At 69.6% G+C, this 17,050-nt stretch carries 20 protein-coding genes and 1 pseudogene; 8 read left to right on the forward strand and 13 right to left on the reverse strand.

Translation table 11 applies throughout. The features are described from left to right. Positions 1–542, reverse strand: a pseudogene (locus DSD19_RS22650) (transposase); the annotation flags it as partial. A 777-nt stretch (positions 543–1,319) separates the two neighbouring features. Here DSD19_RS22650 and DSD19_RS21575 point away from each other — a divergent pair. The 5 genes from DSD19_RS21575 to DSD19_RS01210 all read left to right on the forward strand — a co-directional run bounded on the left by DSD19_RS21575 (position 1,320) and on the right by DSD19_RS01210 (position 4,437). Then, positions 1,320–1,481 (forward strand): hypothetical protein, encoded by a 162-nt coding sequence (locus tag DSD19_RS21575; protein ID WP_165828013.1) that lies wholly within the window; start codon positions 1,320–1,322, stop codon positions 1,479–1,481. Positions 1,482–1,787: 306 nt separating this feature from the next. Then, positions 1,788–2,291, forward strand: coding sequence for a YbjN domain-containing protein (locus DSD19_RS01195; RefSeq protein WP_075785048.1), 504 nt, complete (start codon positions 1,788–1,790; stop codon positions 2,289–2,291). 33 nt (positions 2,292–2,324) lie between these two features. Further along, positions 2,325–3,146 (forward strand): pyrroline-5-carboxylate reductase, encoded by an 822-nt coding sequence (gene proC / locus DSD19_RS01200; RefSeq protein WP_113668243.1) that lies wholly within the window; start codon positions 2,325–2,327, stop codon positions 3,144–3,146. Next, on the forward strand, positions 3,143–3,481 hold the full coding sequence (locus DSD19_RS01205; RefSeq protein ID WP_075785050.1) for a tRNA-binding protein: 339 nt from the start codon (positions 3,143–3,145) through the stop codon (positions 3,479–3,481). The genes proC and DSD19_RS01205 overlap by 4 nt, the downstream gene beginning before the upstream one ends. Continuing rightward, positions 3,481–4,437 carry a D-glycerate dehydrogenase gene (locus DSD19_RS01210; protein WP_113668244.1) on the forward strand — a complete coding sequence of 319 codons (957 nt, stop codon included), beginning with the start codon at positions 3,481–3,483 and terminating at the stop codon, positions 4,435–4,437. The genes DSD19_RS01205 and DSD19_RS01210 overlap by 1 nt, the downstream gene beginning before the upstream one ends. A gap of 11 nt (positions 4,438–4,448) precedes the next feature. Here DSD19_RS01210 and DSD19_RS01215 read toward each other — a convergent pair whose 3' ends face one another. Continuing rightward, the gene (locus tag DSD19_RS01215) at positions 4,449–4,901 is read right to left on the reverse strand and encodes a low molecular weight protein-tyrosine-phosphatase (protein WP_113668245.1); all 453 of its coding nucleotides are present in this window, start codon (positions 4,899–4,901) and stop codon (positions 4,449–4,451) included. Positions 4,902–4,943: 42 nt separating this feature from the next. Between DSD19_RS01215 and DSD19_RS01220 the strand changes: the two genes are divergently transcribed. Continuing rightward, positions 4,944–5,651 (forward strand): NAD-dependent deacylase, encoded by a 708-nt coding sequence (locus DSD19_RS01220; protein ID WP_113668246.1) that lies wholly within the window; start codon positions 4,944–4,946, stop codon positions 5,649–5,651. Positions 5,652–5,699: 48 nt separating this feature from the next. On the opposite strand, the gene DSD19_RS01225 is transcribed toward DSD19_RS01220, so the two are convergent. The 5 genes from DSD19_RS01225 to meaB all read right to left on the reverse strand — a co-directional run bounded on the left by DSD19_RS01225 (position 5,700) and on the right by meaB (position 8,974). Then, a complete protein-coding gene (locus tag DSD19_RS01225; RefSeq protein WP_113668247.1) occupies positions 5,700–6,182 on the reverse strand; it encodes a copper chaperone PCu(A)C in 483 nt (160 codons plus the stop codon). Positions 6,183–6,228: 46 nt separating this feature from the next. After that, the gene (locus DSD19_RS01230) at positions 6,229–6,579 is read right to left on the reverse strand and encodes a hypothetical protein (RefSeq protein ID WP_113668248.1); all 351 of its coding nucleotides are present in this window, start codon (positions 6,577–6,579) and stop codon (positions 6,229–6,231) included. A 246-nt stretch (positions 6,580–6,825) separates the two neighbouring features. Next, positions 6,826–7,113, reverse strand: a complete 288-nt coding sequence (gene rpmB, locus DSD19_RS01235; RefSeq protein ID WP_075785056.1) for a 50S ribosomal protein L28 — start codon at positions 7,111–7,113, stop codon at positions 6,826–6,828. A 118-nt stretch (positions 7,114–7,231) separates the two neighbouring features. Beyond that, a complete protein-coding gene (locus DSD19_RS01240) occupies positions 7,232–7,972 on the reverse strand; it encodes a glutamine amidotransferase (protein WP_113668249.1) in 741 nt (246 codons plus the stop codon). 18 nt (positions 7,973–7,990) lie between these two features. Further along, complete coding sequence (meaB, locus tag DSD19_RS01245) at positions 7,991–8,974, reverse strand: methylmalonyl Co-A mutase-associated GTPase MeaB (RefSeq protein ID WP_075785058.1); 984 nt, start codon at positions 8,972–8,974, stop codon at positions 7,991–7,993. A gap of 122 nt (positions 8,975–9,096) precedes the next feature. Here meaB and hrpB point away from each other — a divergent pair, with 122 nt between their 5' ends. Further along, complete coding sequence (gene hrpB / locus DSD19_RS01250; protein ID WP_113668250.1) at positions 9,097–11,538, forward strand: ATP-dependent helicase HrpB; 2,442 nt, start codon at positions 9,097–9,099, stop codon at positions 11,536–11,538. 220 nt (positions 11,539–11,758) lie between these two features. Here the strand turns inward: hrpB and argF are convergent, their stop codons facing one another. The 6 genes from argF to DSD19_RS01280 form a co-directional block, all read right to left on the reverse strand. Continuing rightward, entirely contained in the window at positions 11,759–12,685 is a 927-nt protein-coding gene (gene argF / locus DSD19_RS01255; RefSeq protein ID WP_113668251.1) for an ornithine carbamoyltransferase, read from the reverse strand. Beyond that, positions 12,682–13,872, reverse strand: a complete 1,191-nt coding sequence (locus DSD19_RS01260; RefSeq protein WP_113668252.1) for an aspartate aminotransferase family protein — start codon at positions 13,870–13,872, stop codon at positions 12,682–12,684. The genes argF and DSD19_RS01260 overlap by 4 nt, the downstream gene beginning before the upstream one ends. 254 nt (positions 13,873–14,126) lie before the next feature. Then, positions 14,127–14,885: a DUF4336 domain-containing protein gene (locus tag DSD19_RS01265; RefSeq protein WP_113668253.1), complete on the reverse strand. Its 759-nt coding sequence runs from the start codon at positions 14,883–14,885 to the stop codon at positions 14,127–14,129. 4 nt (positions 14,886–14,889) lie between these two features. After that, entirely contained in the window at positions 14,890–15,195 is a 306-nt protein-coding gene (locus DSD19_RS01270) for a hypothetical protein (protein ID WP_113668265.1), read from the reverse strand. 127 nt (positions 15,196–15,322) lie between these two features. Beyond that, positions 15,323–15,967 (reverse strand): hemolysin III family protein, encoded by a 645-nt coding sequence (locus DSD19_RS01275; RefSeq protein ID WP_075785063.1) that lies wholly within the window; start codon positions 15,965–15,967, stop codon positions 15,323–15,325. Positions 15,968–16,095: 128 nt separating this feature from the next. Then, positions 16,096–16,404, reverse strand: coding sequence for a hypothetical protein (locus DSD19_RS01280; protein ID WP_133260339.1), 309 nt, complete (start codon positions 16,402–16,404; stop codon positions 16,096–16,098). 352 nt (positions 16,405–16,756) lie between these two features. Here DSD19_RS01280 and DSD19_RS21350 point away from each other — a divergent pair, with 352 nt between their 5' ends. After that, a complete protein-coding gene (locus tag DSD19_RS21350) occupies positions 16,757–16,978 on the forward strand; it encodes a hypothetical protein (protein ID WP_133260340.1) in 222 nt (73 codons plus the stop codon). Positions 16,979–17,050 lie beyond the last annotated feature (72 nt).

A 17,050-nucleotide genomic window follows, 5' to 3' on the forward strand; every position in this document is an offset into this window, starting at 1 on the left:
CCCTGAACGCCATGCTTGCGGGCCTGCCAGTTCGGTTCATCGGGCTTACGCGGCCCGGCTGGGGCCCCGGCCCCGCTTCACCCGAGAAACTCGATCACGGTGCTGTCCACCGGCAGGTTCGGCGGCCCCTCGGCGCGGCGCCATGGGATTTGCGCCTGCAGGGTCTTCTGCCTCCGGAAGAGCGTCGGGCAGTCCGGAACCGGCCAATCGGGCCCGGCCAGGCGCAGGAGGCTCGCGACCATCCCGGCGGTCTGCCTGAGCGGCGGCTTGACCAGCACCCCGATCGACAGGCAGAACCGGATTGCCGCATCCGAGAAGACCGGCGGGCGTCCTGGACGGCCCTCATGCGGCGCGTGCCACGCCATCTTCTTGTCCCGCCGGACCATCGGAGCCCCGCGCTTGCGCAGCGCAGCCCTCGCCATCGGGTCCGAACCGGATGGCGCCGCGATGGCTCGACAGGCGGACCGGGTCGCCGAGCGGTGGCGGGCGGGTTCGGGCTTGCTCGTCCCATCCGTCCAACCGCGGGGAGTCGTGGTGTGAATCCTTCACGGCGGGCGTTCTGCAACAATGCCCTGACGCGACCTTACCAGCTTCGGACGGGGCGTGACCTATACCCTCTTCAACCGCGATCTGACGAACGGCAACGATGCCACGATCTTCCGTTGATACGATGCGCAGCGGGGCAATGCCCCGGACGCCACAACCGATATCATGGACATCTACTGGCGGCTGACGGGACGCGAGGGGCCGGAAATCGGACCTCTGGTCGAGTCGGCCGTCGCTTTCATGCAGGCGCCATTCGGCATCACACCGACCTGGCGCCAGGCCCCAGCGGCCGGTTCCTTCGTGCCGGATCCGGCCGAGGACGGCCGCCGCCGGGACAATCCCCACAACCGGGGCGGCGCGACCCGATCTCGGGGCCGGAGGGCATCTGCATGCAGTGAACGGTCGGCTGAACGTTTCCGCCGCGCCGGTCCGCACCGGGGGCGGGGCGCGCACCACCGATGAAAGCGGCCAGGTCTGGATCGCGGGATAGGAGGGCGCGGCGCCGTTGACGGTGACGGTCAAGGGCGGGCGGTTCGCCAATACCGGCACCTTCTCGGGGTCGGCCGACATCCACGTGAACGGCTCGACCGACCCGCATGGCAAGGCCCATTTCCTGATCGCCCACCGCGCCGCCGCGATGGCGGTGAGGGCGGGCCGTGTTTTCGAGATTGTCGGAGGCGGTCCGCTTGGGATCTCTGATCGGGCTTCTCAGCAGCGTGGTGCAGCCTGCCGCTCGGTCTGCTGGCCTGGGCGCGCTACAGCGCCCTGCACTGGTGGCAGACCAGCCAGGGCGCCCGCCTCGCGACGCGCGAGCCGATTTCGCGCTTGCGTCGATCGGTCTGGTGGCCGTGAAGGCCGGGCTTCTGCCCGCGCTGGTTCTGGCACCCTGGACTGGCGCGCTGCTGGCTTACGTCTGCCGGCGGATGGGGCAATGACCGGAATTCCGAACGCTCGTTGACGGACCGTTCAAGCGTCATTCGAAGGCGGGTTGCCCGGGGTCGAACTAAAACGTTTGAGCTCCGACTTTGACCGTCACACACTCCGGCTTTCAATGTCGCGCTACATTGTCCACAAGATATTGCGGTGCGTCTTTCAATCTTAACAAAAATTCGCTTTACAGCCTCCGGCTTTCCGCTCACCATATTTTGTGAGGAGCCGGGGATATCACCCCGGACCTAGAGCAGGAACCAAAGCCTAGTGGGCCTCGGGTCGGCTTGGGCTAGAAAACAAAGAGGCCGGGCATGCGATCTTCCGAAGACTTCCTGCTGAGCGACGAGATCCACCCCATCGACCTCGTCGAGACCCTCGCCTCGCATCACGACTGGGAATTCGACCGGGTCGCCGACGACCAGATCGCGATGGCGGTGGTGGGCCAGTGGCGGACCTATTCGATCACGCTCGCCTGGTCGGGCTTCGACGAGACGCTGCGGCTCATCTGCACCTTCGAGATGGAGCCGCCGCCCGAACGGCTCCCCGCGCTTTACGAGGCGCTCAACGCCACCAACGACATGTGCTGGGCCGGGGCCTTCACCTTCTGGCGCGACCAGCGGCTGATGGTCTGGCGCCACGGGCTGATGCTGTCGGGCGGGCAGACCGCCAGCCCCGAGCAGGTCGACCAGCTGATCCATGCTGCGGTGTCGTCCTGCGAACGGTTCTACCCGGCCTTCCAGCTGGTGGTCTGGGCCGACCGCACGCCCGCCAATGCCCTGCAGGTGGCCATTGCGGATGCCTTCGGGCGCGCCTAACCTCGCGCCCCGACAGGCGTAAAGGGGGCAACCATGCAATTCGACGACCTTTCCGCCCGGGGGCTGGTGCTTCTGGGCTGCGGCAAGATGGGGTCCGCGCTGCTGGAGGGCTGGCTGAAGCGCGGCCTGCCTGCGGGCGCGGTCTGGGCCATAGATCCGCACCCGTCCGACTGGCTGCGCGCCCGCGCGGCCGAGGGGCTTCATCTCAACCAGCCGCTGCCCGAGGCGCCCGCGCTGGTGCTGATCGCGGTCAAGCCGCAGCTGATGGACGAGGCGCTGCCGCAGGTCGCGGGCCTTGCCGACGGGCAGACGCTCTTCGTCTCGATCGCGGCGGGCAAGACGCTTGGGTATTTCGCGGACCGGCTGGGCGCCGGGGCACCGGTGGTGCGGACCATCCCGAACACCCCCGCAGCCGTCGGGCGCGGCATCACCGCGCTGATCGGCAACGCCAAGGTCGACGAGGCCGGGCTGGCGCTGGCCGAGTCGCTTTTGTCGGCGGTGGGCCAGACCGTGCGGCTGGACGACGAATCCCAGATGGATGCGGTGACGGCGGTCTCGGGCTCGGGCCCGGCCTATGTCTTCCATCTGATCGAGACGCTGGCCAGGGCGGGCGAGGCTGCGGGCCTTCCGGCCGCGATGGCGATGACGCTGGCCAAGGCCACGGTCGCGGGGGCGGGGCAGCTGGCCGAGGAGGCCGCCGAGGACCCCGCCCAGCTGCGCGTCAACGTGACCTCGCCGGGCGGCACCACCGCAGCCGCGCTGGCGGTGCTGATGGACCCGGAAACCGGCTTTCCGCCGCTGCTGGAAAAGGCGGTCGCCGCGGCAACGTCGCGCGGCAGGGAACTGGGCGCATGACCGAGATTTCCTTCGACGATTTCCTCAAGGTCGATATCCGCGTGGGCCAGATCACCCGGGCCGAGCCCTATCCCGAGGCGCGCAAGCCCGCGATCAAGCTCTGGGTCGATTTCGGCCCCGAGATCGGCGAAAAGAAAAGCTCGGCCCAGATCACCGCGCATTACACGCCCGAGGATCTTCCGGGCCGCCGCGTGCTGGGCGTCGTCAACTTCCCGCCGCGCCAGATCGGCAAGGTCCGCTCCGAGGTCTTGGTGCTGGGCCTGCCCGACGAAAACGGCGAGGTCGTGCTGATCGTGCCCGACAAGGACGTGCCGATTGGCGGGCGGATGTTCTGATGGCCAGGATCCTTGTCACCCGCCCGATGCCCGAGACGGTCGCCGAGGCGGTCCGATCCCTGGGCGAGACCGAGATCCGGCAATCGACGCTGCCGCTGTCACCCGACGAGCTGCGCGCGGCATTGACGGATTACGACATCGTGCTGCCGACGCTGGGCGATGCCTTCTCGGCCGGGGTCTTTGCCGATGTGCCTGCGCCGCGCGCGCGTCTGCTGGCCAATTTCGGTGTCGGCTTCAACCATATCGACGTGGCGGCGGCGCGGGCGGCCGGGGTGGCGGTGACCAACACCCCCGGCGCCGTGACCGATGCGACCGCCGATATCGGCATGATGCTGATCCTGATGACCTGCCGCCGCGCGGGCGAGGGCGAGCGGCTGGTGCGTGCGGGCCGTTGGCAGGGCTGGCATCCGACCCAGATGCTGGGGCTGCATGTCACCGGCAGGACGGTGGGCATCCTCGGCATGGGCAATATCGGACAGGCCATCGCCCGGCGCTGTCATCTCGGCTTCGGGATGGAGGTTCTCTATCACACCCGCAGCCCGAAGGCGCTGGATTTTCCGGCCCGGGCGCTGGGCAGCCCCGAGGCGCTGGCGGCCGAGGCCGACATCCTTGTCTCGGCGGTGCCGGGCGGGGCGGCGACCCGGCATCTGATCGGGGCCGGCGTGCTGGCGGCGATGAAGCCCACCGCGCATCTGGTGAACATCTCGCGCGGCGAGGTGATCGACGAGGCGGCGCTGATCGCGGCGCTCGAGGCCGGCAAGATCGCGGGGGCGGGGCTCGATGTCTACGAATTCGAACCCGAGGTGCCCGAGGCCCTCAGGCGCCGCGAGAATGTGACGCTGCTGCCGCATCTGGGCACCGCGACGCAGGAGGTCAGGACCGCCATGGGCCTGATGGCGGTCGAGAATATCCGCGCCCATCTGGGCGGCCGTCCGCTGCCCAATCCGGTCGGCTGAGCGGTCGGGGTTCAGCCCGCCAGATGGCGGATGAGCCCGCGCGAGGCGTCCTCGACCAGATCGAGCACCAGATCGAAGCTTCCGTCGTAATAGGGGTCGGGCACCTCGTCGCGGGTGGCGTCGGCGAAGTCGAGAAACAGCCTGATCGGGGTTTCGCTGTCGATCGGGCGCATCCGTTCCAGCGCGGTCAGGTTCGAGCGGTCCATGGCCAGGATCAGGTCGTAGATGGCGAAATCGGCGGCCTTGACCTGACAGGCGCGCAGCCGCGTCAGGTCGTAGCCGCGCCCGGCCGCGGCGCGGATCGCGCGCGGGTCGGGCGGATCGCCCACATGCCAGCCACCCGTTCCGGCGCTTTCGACCTCGATGTCGAGGCGCTCGGCCAGGGCCAGGGTCTGGAACACCCCATGCGCGGTCGGCGAGCGGCAGATATTGCCCAGACAGACGAACAGGATTCGGGTGGTCATGGCGGCCTCCTTTTGCTCTGAGGGATAGCGGAGGCAGGCCCGATGACCAAGATCGTGATTCTCACCGGGGCCGGGATCTCGGCCGAAAGCGGGCTTGGCACGTTCCGCGACGTGGACGGGCTTTGGACCCGCTACGACCTGAACGACGTGGCGACGCCCGAGGGCTTTGCCCGCAACCCCGCGCTGGTGATGGAGTTCTACAATGCGCGGCGCCGGAACGCGGCCGAGGCTGCGCCGAACCCGGCGCATCTGGCGCTGGCCCGGCTCGAGGCCGCGCTGCCGCCCGGGTCGGTCCGGATCGTGACCCAGAATGTCGACGATCTGCACGAGCGCGCCGGAAGCCGGGCGGTCTGGCACATGCACGGGCAGCTGGCGCGGGCGCGCTGCGCGTCCTGCGGCGCGGGCTGGCAGGCGCCGCCGGTGATGCGGGTGGAGGATCCGTGCCCGTCCTGCGGCGCGCCCGCGACCCGGCCAGACATCGTCTGGTTCGGCGAGATGCCCTATTACATGGAAGAGATCTGGGAGGCGCTGCGGGCGGCCGATCTGTTCGCGGCGATCGGCACCTCGGGCACTGTCTATCCGGCGGCGGCTTTCGTGCAGGATGCATCGCGGGCCGGGGCCGAGACGCTGGAGCTGAACCTGGAGCCCTCAGAGACGGTCAGCGATTTCGACCGGGTGCGGCAGGGTCCGGCCTCGGGGATCGTGCCGGTCTGGGTCGAGGACTGTCTGAACCAGCTGACAAGGGGATGACATGCCGGGGGCGGTTCGGCCCCCGGCGCCGGGTCCTGTCCCGGCCTGTCAGTTCCCCATGGCCGGCCGCGCGCCCATCTGGCCGCCCATCGGCTGGCGGACGACCTCGACCGGGGCCTCGACCTCGACCGTGCCGGCCTTTTCGAAGGTCAGCGTCAGGTGGACGCTGTCGCCTTCGGTCAGCGACCGGGTGAGGCCCAGCAGCATGACGTGATCGCCGCCCCGGCGCAGCTCGTGGCGGCCGTGGGCGGGCACCGGGAAGCCCTCCTTGACCTCGATCATCTGCATCACGCCATTGGCGTCCGAGACATGGGTGTGCAACTCGACCCGGTCGGCAGCGTCCGAGGCGGCCGCGATCAGCCGGTCGTCGGCGCCGCCGCTATTGACGAGGGTCATGAAGGCGGCGCCGGATTGCGCCATCATCGACGAGGCGCGGGCATAGGCGCCCTCGACGGCGATATCGCCCGCAGCGGCGGGCAGGGCGGGAGCGAGCGCGATCAGGCTCGCGGCAAGGGTGGTTTTCAGGGACATCGCTGGCCTCCTGGTCATTTTGGATTTGAAACAAGGGTCGTCGGGGTCAGGCGATGGGGGCGGGAGGCGCACGCGAGCGGGGCTGCGGCGGGCGGCGCCCGCAGGGCGCGGGGGCGTGGCTGCGGCGGCCGAGCGGCCGGGCGCGCAGTGACCGCAGCGGCAGCGCGGGCGGCAAGGGTGCAAGGGCTGCCAGTGCCGCCAGACCGTCGGGGCAGATATGGGGCGCGCCGACCGGGTGGCCGTTTGCGTCGATCTCGACGGTCTGCAGGCCGAAACCGGTGCAAAGCACGATCCGGTCCACCGGGCGCGGCGTGGCGCGCGCGGCCGCGAGGCTCAGCGAGGTGAGCGCCAGCAGGAGAGCAAGGCCAAGGCCGAAGGCGGGGCGGAGCCGGGTCATGGCGCGATCCTAGAACGACTCGAGGCCCGGCGCGATCCGGATTCGCCAAAGGGAGCCGGGGCGGGGGGCTCCCGCCCCCGGCCCGCACGGGGCTTCGCCCCGCTTGCCCGGCCTTGGGCCCGGCCGCGCGCAAGCGCGCGGCGCCTCCGGCGGGGGTATTGACGCCAAGAAGAACGCGGAAACGCGAAAGGCCCCGCGGGTGCGGGGCCGTCAAGCAATGGCGCAAGGCAGGCCGGTCGCGCCGGATCAGGCGGTGGCCTGGGCCTTCTCGATCTCTTTCTTGACCTTCAGGGCCTTGTCGGACAGCTCGGCGTCGCGGGCTTTGGCCAGGAAGTTGTCCAGACCGCCACGGTGATCGACGGTGCGCAGGCCTGCGGCCGAGACGCGGAACTTGAACGCCCGGCCCAGAACGTCGGAGATCAGCGTGACCTCGTTGAGGTTCGGCAGAAACCGGCGCCTGGTCTTGTTATGGGCGTGGCTGACATTGTTGCCGGTCATCGGCCCTTTGCCGGTCAGTTCGCAGACGCGCGACATGGTTCATATCCTCGTTTCGATAAAGCGACCGACGCCGCAAAGGCAGCGCCGAGAATTCCGTCCGGGCCTGATAGGGGGAAGAGGGGGCGACGTCAAGCGATTCATCCCGGGTGCTGGCTCAGGGGCGGGCATGGCGCGCGACGAACCGGGCGAGGATGGTTTCCGGCCAGTCGACTGCCTGGGCCCGGCAAAGCGCGATCAGGTCGTCGGCCGCCTCGGGCGGGAAATAGCCCCGGTCGCGGTAGATCCGGATCCGCAGCTCGAAGCCCGCGCTGTCGGCCTCGGGGTGGAACTGGGTGGCGTAGACATTGGCGCCGTGGCGGATCATCTGGAACGGGCAGGGATCCGAGGCCAGCAGATGGGCGCAGCCGGGGGGCAACGCCTCGACCGCCTCCTTGTGGCCGACGAAGGCGGCGAAGGCGTCGGGCAGGTCGCGGGTCAGCGGGTCGGCGCGCCCGTCCTCGGTCAGGCGGCAGGTGGTGGTGCCGACCGGCTCGCCGAAGCGGCCCTTGGCCACCGGCGCGCCAAGATGGTGGGCGAGAAGGCCGATGCCGTAGCAGCAGCCGAGAAACGGCAGGTCGCGGGCGGTGATCTCGGGCAGAAGGCCGAGGATCGCGGCCTCGATCCGGCGGTCGGTTTCGGATTTCGCGCCCTCGGCGTCCGAGAGGCAGCCCGGGCCGCCGCCCACGATCACGCCCGAAAAGGCGTCGAGCGAGAGATCAGGCGGCAGCGGTTCGCAGTCGAGCCGCAGACGGCGGGCGTTTTCGGGGGCAAGCCTGCCCTTGCGGAGGAAGGCCGCGTATTCGTCGTCGGCGGCCTCGGTTTCGGGGCGCAGCTGGAGGATCAGGAAGGGCTTCACGGTGCGCCCTCCGCAGGCTCAGGCGGTGACGCCGAGGGCGGCCAGCATCTCGGCCGAGGCATGGGCTACGGTCAGCTTGCCGCCTGCGACCTTCGCGCCGAGATCGGCCATCCGGGCCCGCATCGCCGGGTCGCGGTCGAGCCGGGCCAGCAAGCCGCGGCGCACCTCTTCGGTGAACCAGTAGCGGGCCTGTTCGGCGCGGCGGGCGTCGAAATGGCCCTGCGCGCGACGCCAGTCGGCCAGCCTTTGCATATCGTCCCAGGCCTCGCGCAGCCCGCGTTCCTCGACCGCCGAGACGGCGACCGCCTTGGGGAAGCCCTCGGGGTCCTGGGGACGGCGGCGCAAGAGGTGCAGCGCGCCCGCATAATCGGCCCGGGTGCGTTCGGCGGCGGGTTTCAGATCGCCATCGGCCTTGTTCACGAGGATGAGGTCGGCCATTTCCATGATGCCGCGCTTGACGCCCTGCAGCTCGTCGCCGCCCGCAGGCGCCATCAGCAGCACGAAAAGATCGGTCATCTCGGCCACCATGGTTTCGGACTGGCCGACGCCCACCGTCTCGATCAGCACGATGCCGAAGCCTGCCGCCTCGCACAGCGCCACCGCCTCGCGGGTGCGGCGCGCGACGCCGCCCAGCGCCGACTGGCTGGGCGAGGGGCGGATGAAGGCGTTGGGCTCGCGGCTCAGCCGTTCCATCCGGGTCTTGTCGCCGAGGATCGACCCGCCCGAGCGCGCCGAGGACGGGTCGACCGCCAGCACCGCGACCTTGTGGCCCTCGGCCGTCAGCATCATCCCGAAGCTTTCGATGAAGGTCGACTTGCCGACGCCCGGCGTACCCGACAGCCCGATCCGCAACGCCTGTCCGGGGGCATCGGCCAGAAGGCCCAGAAGCTCCTGCGCCTGGGCGCGGTGATCCTCGCGGCCGCTTTCGATCAGGGTGATCGCCCGGGCCAGCGCCCGGCGTTCGCCGGACTTGATGCGGGGGGCAAGCTCGTCAGGGGTCATCGGCGGCTCCGGATCGTCAGGGGCGGCCCCTGTCTTGCCCTGCCTGGGCCGGGCTGTCCAGCCCCCCGGTCGGGTTGCCGCGCCCTCTGGCCCGGCGCGGCGGTTTGGCCCATAAGGCGGGCATGACGCCCTTGCCCATCGACGCCGTCCTGCCCGAGCTGACCGCGGCCCTCGCCCGCGCGGGCCGGGCCGTTTTGCAGGCGCCGCCCGGGGCGGGCAAGACCACGCGGGTGCCGCTGGCGATCCTGAAGGCCGGGCTGACGGCGGGCCGGATCGTGATGCTCGAGCCGCGGCGCCTGGCCGCGCGCGCTGCCGCCGAACGGATGGCCGAGACCCTGGGCGAGCCGGTCGGCCAGACCGTGGGCTACCGTATCCGGGGCGAGGCGAAGACCGGCCGCGCCACCCGGATCGAGGTCGTGACCGAAGGCATCCTGACCCGGATGATCCAGTCCGATCCGGGGCTCGACGGCATCGGTGCGGTGATCTTCGACGAATTTCACGAACGCTCGCTCAATGCCGATCTGGGGCTGGCGCTGGCCTGGGAGGCGCGCCAGGCGCTGCGCGACGATCTGATGCTGCTGGTGATGTCGGCGACGCTCGACGCGGCCCCGGTCGCCGCGCTGATGGACGACGCACCGGTCGTGACCTCGGAAGGCCGGGCCTTCCCGGTCGAGACCCGCTGGCTGCCGGCGCCCCTGCCGAAGGGCGCGCGGCTGGCCGAGGCCACGGCCGATCTTGTGGCCCAGGCCGCGGCGGAGACCGCAGGCGGGGTTCTGGTCTTTCTGCCCGGCGAGGCCGAGATCCGGCGTTGTGCCAGTGCCTTGCAAGGCAGGCTGCCCGATGATTGCCACGTCCGCCCGCTTTATGGCGCGCTGCCCTTCGCCGAACAGCAGGCCGCGATCAAGCCCGCGCGCGAGGGCCGCAAGCTGGTACTGGCGACCGCCATCGCCGAAACCTCGCTGACCATCGAGGATGTCCGCGTGGTGGTCGATGCGGGCCGCGCCCGGCGCGCGCGGTTCGACCCGAATTCCGGCATGGCACGGCTGGTGACCGAACGGGTCACCCGGGCCGAGGCCGACCAGCGCCGCGGCCGGGCCGGGCGGGTGGCGGAAGGGGCCTGCTACCGGCTCTGGACGAAGGGCGAAGAGGGGGCGCTCGCCGCCTATCCCCCGGCCGAGATCGAGGCGGGCGACCTGACCGGTCTGGCACTGGAACTGGCGGCCTGGGGCACCTCCGGCCCCGAGGATCTGGCTTTCCTGACACCGCCCAATCCAGGCGCCTTCGCCGAGGCGCGGGCGCTGCTTGCGGGGCTCGGCGCGCTCGACGCCGCCGGACGGATCACCGCACATGGCCGCGCGCTGGCGGCGCTGCCGCTGCATCCCCGGCTGGGGCATATGCTGCTTGCGGCGGGGCGTCAGGCGGCGCCTCTGGCCGCGCTCCTGTCCGAACGCGATCCGCTGCGCGGGGCGGGCAGCGATCTGGCGCTGCGCCTGCGCTGCATCGCCGACCCGACGGCGCCGACCCCGGTGCCGCCCGACCGGGGCGCGCTGGCCCGGATCCGGACCGAGGCTAAACGCCTGGCAGCACAGGCGCCCGACGCCCCCCGCCCGATGGGTCCGGGCGAGATGGCGGCGCTGGCCTATCCCGACCGGATCGGGCTGCGGCGCAAGGGCGAGGACCCGCGCTATGTTCTGTCCGGCGGCAAGGGCGCGGTGATCGACCCGGCCGACCCGCTGGCGGGCCAGCGGCTGATCGTGGCGCTCGATCTCGACGGCGATACCCGCGAGGCGCGTGTGCGCCTGGCCGCCCCGCTGTCCGAGGCGGCCTTGCGCGCGGTGCATGGCCCGGCCATCGCCTGGCAGGACGTCTGCGCCTGGTCCCGGCGCGAGGCCCGGGTGACCGCGCGGCGGCAGGAACGCTTCGGCGCGCTGGTGCTCGACGATCGCAATTGGCCCGACGCCCCGTCCGAGGCCCTGGCCCGCGCGATTCTGGAGGGGGTCCGCAGCCTCGGCCTGCCCTGGAGCGACGCGGCGCGCCGCTTTCGCGCGCGGGTCGAGCTTCTGCGTACCGAGGGCGCGGATCTGCCCGATTTCTCCGATGCGGGGCTGATGGCGGACCTCGAGGACTGGCTGCTGCCCCATCTCGGCGGGCTCAGGACGGCGGAGGACCTCAGACGCTTCGATCTCTTGCCCCCGCTGACCGGCCGCCTCGACTGGGAGGCGCAGCAGATGGTCGACCGCCTCGCGCCTGCCAGTTTCGAAACGCCGCTGGGCCGGAAGATCCCCATCGACTACGACGCCGAGGCCCCGGGGGTCGAACTGCGCCTGCAGGAGCTTTTCGGCGTGACCCGGCACCCGACGGTCGGTCCAAGGCGCCTGCCGCTCCGGATCGCGCTGCTGTCGCCCGCCGGACGGCCGGTTCAGGTCACCATGGACCTGCCGGGCTTCTGGGCGACCAGCTATGCCGAGGTGCGCAAGGAGATGCGCGGCCGCTATCCCCGCCATCCCTGGCCCGAGGACCCGACCGCCGCCGACCCGACGCTCCGCACCAAACGCCGGAACTGACGAAACAGCGCTTGCAAGACGGAGCGCCGTGCGGCGCACGGTTCTTGTCTCGGCTCCGGCCGGACGGCCGTCGCCTCGGAATCTGCCATGCCTTCTTCTTGGCCCCAGTACCCCCGCCGGAGGCGCCGTGCGCGGAACGCGCGCGGCCCGGCCCAACGCCGGACAAGCGGGGCGCAGCCCCGTGCGGGCCCGGGGGCGGGAGCGACCCGCTTGCCGCCTCCTAGACGCCGAGACAGTAGCGCATCACCGCCTTCTGGGCATGCAGCCGGTTCTCGGCCTCGTCGAAGATCACCGAATGCGGCCCGTCCATCACCGCATTGGTGGCCTCTTCGTTGCGATGCGCGGGTAGGCAATGCATGAACAACGCATCGGGCTTCGCCGCCGCCATCAGCCGCTCGTTCACCTGATAGGGACGCAACTGGTTGTGCCGCCGCTCGCGCGCCGATTGCGGATCGTGCATCGACACCCAGGTGTCGGTCACCACCAGATCCGCGCCTTCGACAGCCTTCAGCGGATCGCGCTCGATGGTGACGGTCGCGCCCTTCGCCCGCGCTGCCTCGACAAAGACCGCCTCGGGGTCGAGCGTCGCGGGGCCGGTAAAGGTCAGATCGAAGCCAAGCTGCCCGGCCGCCTGGATGAACGAGGCGCAGACATTGTTGCCGTCGCCCGACCAGACCACCTTGCGCCCGGCAATCGGCCCGCGATGTTCCTCGAAGGTCAGCAGGTCCGCCATGATCTGGCAGGGATGGGTGCGGTTCGTGAGCCCGTTGATCACCGGCACGCTGGCATAGTCCGCCATCTCCTGCAGCGTCGCCTCCTCGAAGGTCCGGATCATGATCAGATCCACATAGCGCGACAGCACCCGCGCGGTGTCGGCGATGGTCTCGCCATGCCCCAGCTGCATGTCCTTGCCCGACAACACCATGGTCTCGCCGCCCATCTGCCGCACGCCCACATCGAAGCTGATCCGGGTTCGGGTCGAGGGCTTCTCGAAGATCAGTGCCACCATCCGCCCGTCAAGCGGCCGGTCGTCATCGGGCGCGCCCTTGCTGCGCCCGGCGCGGGCCCTCTTCATCGCCAGCGCGTTATCGAGGATCCCCCTGAGATCAGCGGGCTCGGTCGTGGCGATATCGAGAAAATGGGTCATGCCTGGGCCTCCTTGGCTGCGACGGCCGCGGCGGCCGCGTCAAGCCGGGCCACCGCCTCGGCGATTTCGTCATCGGTGATGGTCAGGGGCGGCAGCAGCCGCACCACATTGTCGGCCGCGGGCACCGTCAGCAGGTGCTGGGCATAGCCCGCCTGCACCAGATCGCTAGCCGCGGCCCGGCATTTCAGCCCCAGCATCAGCCCCGAGCCGCGCACCTCCTCGAAGATGTCGGGATGGCTCGCGACCAGCCCCTCGAGCCGCTGCCGGAACAGCCCGGCCTTGCGGTTCACCTCGTCGAGGAAGGCGGGTTCGGCGACGATGTCGAGCACCGCCTTGCCGACCGCACAGGCCAGCGGGTTGCCGCCATAGGTCGAGCCATGGGTGCCGAGCGTCATGCCCGCGGCGGCGGCTTCCGTCGCCAGCACCGCCCCCAGCGGAAAGCCGCCGCCGATCCCCTTGGCGATCATCATGATATCGGGTGCGGCGCCCGCCCATTCATGGGCGAACAGCTTGCCGGTCCGGCCCATCCCGCACTGCACCTCGTCATAGATCAGCAGCGCGCCGGTCTCGTCGCAAAGATCGCGCAGGCCCTTGAGGCAGGCATCGGGCAGGGGCCGGATGCCGCCCTCGCCCTGGACGGGCTCGACCAGAATGGCCGCGACCGTGTCGTCGATCGCATTCTGCAGAACCGAGCCATGGGCGCCGAAGGGCAGGTGGATGAAGCCCGGCAGAAGCGGCCCGAACCCCTTGGTCATCTTCTCGGACCCCACCGCCGCGATGGCGGCCGAGGACCGGCCGTGGAACGCCCCCGAGAAGGTGACGATGTTCACCCGGTCGGGCCGACCTTTCTCGTACCAGTATTTCCGCGCCATCTTGATGGCGAGTTCGCAGGCCTCGGTCCCCGAATTGGTGAAAAAGACCGTGTCGGCGAAGGTCTTCTCGACCAGCGCGTCGGCCAGGGCCTCCTGCTCGGGGATGTGGTAGAGGTTCGACAGATGCCAGATCCGGTTTGCCTGGGCGGTCAGCGCCGCCACCAGCGCCGGGTTGGCATGGCCAAGCGCGTTGACCGCGATCCCGGCGCCCAAGTCCAGGTATCGGGTGCCGTCGGTCGCGACAAGCCAGGAGCCTTCGCCAGTCTCGAAGCTGAGCGGCGCGCGGTTATAGGTTGGCAGGACGGACGGGATCATCTGGGAAATCCTTCGGAAAAGAGGCCCTATGGGTGCCTCGGGCGGAACGGGGTGTCAATGTCTTCGGGAATGCGCCGACGCGCGGGGGGGCGCGTGGAGGCACGCGCAGGCAGCCGTCTCAGAAACGGCGGCGGCGTCGGCGCGCAGGGATATGAACGCAACGGGTCATGGGCGGCGCCTTTAGCGGGAAAACCGGTCGCTGTCCAGATGCGCCGTTGCGGTACGGGGGGCGGGGCTTGCGGCTCGCGTGCCGGTCAGGCCCGGGCATCCGCCTCGGGGCCAAGCGCCCAGACGAAGGCCTGCCGCAGCCGCGCCGCGACATCGGTCTCGATCGGCGCGCCATGGGCCATGATCACCCGATCGGGCGCCCAGCTCAGGGCCTCGCGCAGGACAGGGGCGGCCGCGGCCGTGTCGGTCCAGGTCAGCCGGGCGTCGCGCGGCGTCCCGCCGGGGCTGCGGATGCCGCCGATCCAGGTGGCAAGCTTCATCACCGGACCCAGCCGGGCGGGCTCGAACGCCTCGATCAGGTCGGTCAGGATCAGCGTGCGCGACGGGCGGTGAAAGAAGATCGCCTCTTTCAAAAAGGGATGTCCCGGCACCAGGCGCTGGCGGATCGTGCCCCGCCAGGCCTCGGGCGCGCGGGGGCCAAGCGGTGCGTGGTCCGGAAAGCCGACCCCATGTCGGGCGGCGCGTTCGGCCGCACCGGGCGCGGCATGGACCGCGGCCTCGGGAAACCGGGCGGCCCAGGCGGGCAGAAAGGCGTAGTGCAAGGCGTTCGGGGCCACCAGATGCGCGACCGGCCCCAGCGTCTCGATCCGGGCGATCAGGTCCTCGTCGGGCCGGACCGGCGAATGCAGCCAGAGCCCGCCCGAGGGCAGGCGGACCACGCACATCCGGGTGGGAAAGGGCATGCCGTAGAACCGGATCGCCGGGCCGTCCACGACCCAGATCTCTTGTCCCAGCGGCTTTGGCACCGACAGCGGAGGGTACAGCCCGTCGGCGCGCCCGGCCATCGGCCTAGCTGCAATAGGCGGCCGCGGTGTCGCCGAACAGCTGATAGCGGCGCCAGAATTCCGCGTCGCTCCGGCGGTCGGACTGGCGGACCACCTGGGCCTGATGCGGGTCGCGGAAGAACCCGGCGGCGCGGCTCTGGTCGCCGCGGGTCAGGGTGATGTCGGCGGCCTGCTGGATGCAGCCGCAAAGGCCCCGGGTGACGCCCGGGCGCCCCGAGGAAAGGCAGGCGCGCTCGATCTGTCCGGCTTCGGCGGCAAAGGCGGAAATACTGGCCAGAACGGCCGCGATCGCAAGGGGCTTCACTGTCATCATCGCTCTCCTGGTCCGGTGGCGGTCTGCTCTTCCGACTCCGGACGCGTGTCTTTGCGCGACAATAGCGCAGACGAAGAGGTACCCGCAACCGGGCAGGGCGGGGCAAGATCAGGTGAGGCAGGTTTCAGGCGGTCTGGACCACATGGGTGGTGATGGCGGCGAAGAACAGCATGCTCGCGACCAGGACGAAGACATGCCAGATCGTGTTGTGATAGGGCAGCCGTTCCCACAGGTAGAAGACCATGCCGACCGTATAAAGCACGCCTCCCGCGATCACGAGGCCCAGCACAGGGGGCGACAGGGTGGCGAACATGCTCCAGCCCGCGACCGCCCCGGCCCAGCCCATGGCCGGATAAAGCGCGAGGTTCACCGCGCGAAACCGGTAGGGCGCGAGGACGCGCAGTCCCGTGCCCGCCGCCGCCGCCGCCCAGAGCCCGGCCAGGAGCGTCACCCCATGGCCCGACAACAAGGTGAAGGGCGTGTAGGTGCCCGCGATCTTCCAGTAGATGGCGGAATGGTCGAGCCGGCGAAAGACCGGCGTCCAGTTCGGATGGCGCACCATGTGGTACAGTGCCGAAAAGCCGATCATGGCGAAGAGCGCCGCCCCATAGACGGCAATTCCCAATACCGCGGGCGTGTCGCCGCGGATCAGGATGGCCAGGACCACGAGAATGGGGACCCCGATGGCCACAGCGGCCAGCCCGGTCACATGCACCACGGCGTCGGAAAGACGCTCGGCGCGGGTATAGGCGCGAAAATCGTCCAGCATGACGGTCTCCCGGTCGTCGATGGCCCCTGCTTGGGTAAGGTTAAGCTAGCATGGGTTAATTCTGCGTCAAAATGGCACGTGGGGTCAGGCTGTGAACTTGATCGCTATGTGGCGGCGTTTATTGATCGTCAATTGGCGTTGCCGATGACCAGGGTTTGAGCGGCAGCTTCGACGACCTCTTCGGTGATGGCGGCGATTTCGTTGATACGGGCGATGCGTTCGATCTGCATGAAGAGGCGTTGCAGGAGGCGGAAGTTGCCAGCTGTCAGACGAACGACGGCTGCGGCGGCGCGGGCATCGGTGAAGTCGGCATCATCCTGGCCGAAGCCGGGTTTCTTCCATTGACGCTGCAGGACGAACTGCATCTCGTCTTTGGAGAGTGGCGGGTATTCATGCACAAATCCAATGCGGCTGTAGAGCTGCGGGTACTGGGACATGCGTTTCTCGATACCGGGCAATGGTGGCATTGCGGCGTACCGTGGTGGCGAACTCGACAAATCGCTTGTGTTCACGGGTAACAATGAAAGTGCCAGTGCGACGGGTTTGGCGGTTCATGACATCTTGTCCGTTTTGTACAGGATCAGCTTTTGGACCGGGCTGTCCGGTTGTGCGGGCTCTTGCCTTTCAAGGCTTGGGAGCGGCGCAGGGTGCGGAAGGAACTCCGTGACCCGCCGCGATTTCGCCGTGATCTCGTTGCGCAAAGCCTTTCGTCGTGCTGCGTGCGCCTGTTGGATATCCTTCAAAGAGATTTCCTGATGCGCATGATGGGCGCTGACGGCGCGGCGTAGGATGAGCCGCGACGACATCGGTGCGTTTGAGGCCAACTACACGACACCATCGATGCTGTCGGCCGAAACCGGTGCGCATTTGAACACAATTCGGGCCGTCCTGCAGGGCGAAGGGGTCCAGCCGTTCCGACCGAACGGCTTGGATGTGGGACCGGTCCATCTTCGCAACGCTGTTGAGCCGGTTGTGGCACTCTTGAAAACTCAGGGAGAAAATGACCGCTAGGTCATGTTGACAAATGGCGGACCCAGAGACGGATCGACGTGATGTCAATGAAGCCGAGGAAGCTCTCAGCGG

It is taken from the genome of Rhodovulum sp. BSW8, from assembly GCF_003314725.1.
GTDB lineage: Bacteria > Pseudomonadota > Alphaproteobacteria > Rhodobacterales > Rhodobacteraceae > Rhodovulum > Rhodovulum visakhapatnamense.

Coding starts and splice junctions, on each gene's coding strand:
- DSD19_RS01260 (WP_113668252.1), bottom strand. CDS start 13,872: ATGATCCCGTCCGTCCTGCCAACCTATAACCGCGCGCCGCTCAGCTTC.
- DSD19_RS01205 (WP_075785050.1), top strand. CDS start 3,143: ATGACCGAGATTTCCTTCGACGATTTCCTCAAGGTCGATATCCGCGTG.
- argF (WP_113668251.1), bottom strand. CDS start 12,685: ATGACCCATTTTCTCGATATCGCCACGACCGAGCCCGCTGATCTCAGG.
- DSD19_RS21350 (WP_133260340.1), top strand. CDS start 16,757: ATGAGCCGCGACGACATCGGTGCGTTTGAGGCCAACTACACGACACCA.
- DSD19_RS01220 (WP_113668246.1), top strand. CDS start 4,944: ATGACCAAGATCGTGATTCTCACCGGGGCCGGGATCTCGGCCGAAAGC.
- DSD19_RS01275 (WP_075785063.1), bottom strand. CDS start 15,967: ATGCTGGACGATTTTCGCGCCTATACCCGCGCCGAGCGTCTTTCCGAC.
- DSD19_RS01215 (WP_113668245.1), bottom strand. CDS start 4,901: ATGACCACCCGAATCCTGTTCGTCTGTCTGGGCAATATCTGCCGCTCG.
- DSD19_RS01280 (WP_133260339.1), bottom strand. CDS start 16,404: ATGTCCCAGTACCCGCAGCTCTACAGCCGCATTGGATTTGTGCATGAA.
- DSD19_RS01270 (WP_113668265.1), bottom strand. CDS start 15,195: ATGACAGTGAAGCCCCTTGCGATCGCGGCCGTTCTGGCCAGTATTTCC.
- meaB (WP_075785058.1), bottom strand. CDS start 8,974: ATGACCCCTGACGAGCTTGCCCCCCGCATCAAGTCCGGCGAACGCCGG.
- DSD19_RS01210 (WP_113668244.1), top strand. CDS start 3,481: ATGGCCAGGATCCTTGTCACCCGCCCGATGCCCGAGACGGTCGCCGAG.
- DSD19_RS01230 (WP_113668248.1), bottom strand. CDS start 6,579: ATGACCCGGCTCCGCCCCGCCTTCGGCCTTGGCCTTGCTCTCCTGCTG.
- DSD19_RS01195 (WP_075785048.1), top strand. CDS start 1,788: ATGCGATCTTCCGAAGACTTCCTGCTGAGCGACGAGATCCACCCCATC.
- proC (WP_113668243.1), top strand. CDS start 2,325: ATGCAATTCGACGACCTTTCCGCCCGGGGGCTGGTGCTTCTGGGCTGC.
- rpmB (WP_075785056.1), bottom strand. CDS start 7,113: ATGTCGCGCGTCTGCGAACTGACCGGCAAAGGGCCGATGACCGGCAAC.
- hrpB (WP_113668250.1), top strand. CDS start 9,097: ATGACGCCCTTGCCCATCGACGCCGTCCTGCCCGAGCTGACCGCGGCC.
- DSD19_RS01265 (WP_113668253.1), bottom strand. CDS start 14,885: ATGGCCGGGCGCGCCGACGGGCTGTACCCTCCGCTGTCGGTGCCAAAG.
- DSD19_RS01225 (WP_113668247.1), bottom strand. CDS start 6,182: ATGTCCCTGAAAACCACCCTTGCCGCGAGCCTGATCGCGCTCGCTCCC.